This window comes from Streptococcus sp. GMD1S, assembly GCF_000296875.1.
GTDB lineage: Bacteria > Bacillota > Bacilli > Lactobacillales > Streptococcaceae > Streptococcus.
Window position 1 is genome coordinate 1 of sequence record NZ_AJQY01000104.1, and the last position, 2114, is coordinate 2114.

At 39.3% G+C, this 2114-nt stretch carries 1 protein-coding gene and 1 pseudogene; both read right to left on the bottom strand.

Annotated elements, in window-relative coordinates:
• Window positions 1-366 (bottom strand): annotated as a pseudogene (locus GMD1S_RS07340) (SAM-dependent methyltransferase); the annotation flags it as partial.
• 207 nt (window positions 367-573) lie between these two features.
• On the bottom strand, window positions 574-2114 hold a 1541-nt coding region (locus GMD1S_RS07345; protein WP_000294514.1), incomplete at its 5' end, for a Cna B-type domain-containing protein.

Below are 2114 nucleotides of genomic sequence, written 5' to 3' on the forward strand. Positions count from 1 at the left end.
TAGCATACTGATAGAAATATCTACCCCTACAAAGTCTAAACTTTTCAGGTCAATTGTCTCAGGAATATAACGGAGGTCTTGACCAGTCCCGATAGAGACATAAAGAACAGATAAATTATCTTTCCATTCTATTTCCTCCATCAGATCCCTTCTCAACTTATCAATTGCCTTGCCATGGAGAAGTGGTCCTATCCATTTCTCACTCATATCGTACCAGCGAGCCATACGGTTATACATGATCATGTATTTAGCATTATCTCCAGATAGATAATCTGGATTAAGGGACAGATAGATACCGCCATCTTTTTGAAAATTTTCTACCTCTAAACCTGACTTCAATTTATCTTGTAATCTTGTTTCAATCATATGCAACATCTCCTTTTTTATTTGTCACCTATTATAGTGGAATTCATCGCAAAAACAATAGCTTTTTAGTAAGTGGCAACTATCCACTTGTATCTGGTAGTAGAACCAGGGTCAGTTACAAAAAAAACAAGTGCCAATTTCCATTGACACTTGTTTCCACTTTTAAACTGTCTTGCAAAATTTCGTGAAAGATACCGTTTAAAAAACTTAATCTTCTTTTTTGCGTCTTGCCAAAAATCCTGTTCCCAATCCAAGAAGGGCGATTCCAGCTACTAGATCCACTTGGTTAGACTCGCTTCCTGTATTAGGCAATTCCCCACCTTTTTTAGGCTTACCTGGTTCATTTGGTTTGCCAGGTGTTGTTTTTTCAGGAGTGTGCGTATTTGTAATGTTGTAACCTTCTACTGAAGCTGTATAACCATCTGGAACATTCACTTCTTCAACAGTGTAGGCAATCTCCTTACCTTCTTGATAACGATCAAGACCTGTAAACTCATAAGTCCAGCCACTTGTTTCTGACACTGTAGCTGTCTGACCAGTTTCCTTACCATCTGCAAGAAGTTTCACAGTGACAGAAGATGGACGGATACCGTCTTTGTTATCTTCATCTTTCCAAATCTTCTTACCTTTTACAGATGTTTTCTCTGGTGTGTGGGTGTTGGTCACATTCATACCAGTTTCAGTAGCTGTGTAACCTGTAGGAACACCAACTTCTTTGACTGTGTACTCGATTGCTTTACCATTTTGGTAACGATCCAGTTCAGTGAATTCATACTTCCAACCTGTTTCAGCTGTTGCGATTGCTGTCTTGCCAGTTTCTTTACCATTGGCAAGAAGAGCGACAGTGACAGATGCTGGACGGATATGATCTTGGTCGTTATTATCAATCCAGGTCTTTTGTCCACTTACAGCAATTTTTTCTGGAGTATGTTCGTTGGTAATGGTGTACTTGCCATCCTTGTCTGTAGTGATGGTTGCTTTGTATTCTGTCATAGCAGTTTCTTTGACAGTGTACTTGATTTCCTTACCATTCTCATACTTAGGAAGTTTTTTAGATTCGAACTTCCAGCCAGTTTTTTCTGAAACTTCAATTTCTTGAACAACCTTGTCGCCGTTAAGAATTTGAACTTTCACAGATGTTGTACGTTTACCGTCTTGGTTGTTGTTATCTTTCCACACCTTAGTTCCTGAAAGAACAATTGTTTCTGGGTTATAGGTGTTTGTCACTACTTGACCAGTCACAGAGGCTTCGTAACCAGCTGGTACATCCACTTCCTTGATAGAATAGGTGATTTCTTTTCCAGCTTCGTATTGTGGAAGATTGGTGAAGGATGCTACCCAAGTGTTATCATCAGTCTTTTCCTTAGCTGTTAAGGTCAATTTCTTACCTTCAACGGCTACTGGATCAGCATTTCCTACTTTTTTATAAAGTTGAACCGTTACGGACTCAGGACGCTTGCCGTCTTGGTTGTTCGCATCGTTCCATACTTTTGTTACCTTGTAGTCAATTTCTTTAGGAGCATATTTGTTTGTGATGGTAAAGTCTGTAATAGTCGCTTCGTATTCTGCTACGGCTTCTTCTGTTACAGTGTATTTAATTTCTTTACCAGCTTTATATTTTGCTAATTTTTCGAATGTAGCAGTCCAAGTTCCGTCTGCGGCTGCTTGAACCTCTTTCGATGCTACTTTCTCACCGTCTGCTAAAAGATTGATTGTAATCTTAGTCGGACGTTTGCCGTCTTGGTTAT